The sequence below is a fragment of the Olleya sp. 1-3 genome (assembly GCF_002836085.1).
GTDB classification, from domain to species: Bacteria; Bacteroidota; Bacteroidia; order Flavobacteriales; family Flavobacteriaceae; genus Olleya; species Olleya namhaensis.
Map to the genome: position 1 here is coordinate 1 of NZ_PJBW01000051.1, position 251 is coordinate 251.

Here is a 251-nt window from a genome sequence, read left to right on the forward strand (position 1 = left end):
GCATCATCATTAGCATTAGTTGTATTAGGCGAATCAGTAGGTTGCACAGTTACTGTTACAGTTGCAGTATCACAAAGTGCAGGATTAGCATCATCACATATAGTGTAAGTAAAAGTATCCTCACCAATAAACCCATCATTAGGAGTATAGATAATTTCGCCTGTAGGACTAATAGTAACTGTTCCGTTATCCGGAGTAGTCGTATTAGTTACAGTAATTGTATCACCATCAGGATCAAAATCGTTAGAAAT

1 protein-coding gene is annotated in these 251 nt (G+C 36.7%); it reads right to left on the reverse strand.

Translation table 11 applies throughout. The annotated features are described in order from the left end of the window. Window positions 1-251: Ig-like domain-containing protein (locus tag CXF54_RS13020; RefSeq protein WP_198551078.1), on the reverse strand; the 251-nt coding region annotated here is incomplete at both ends.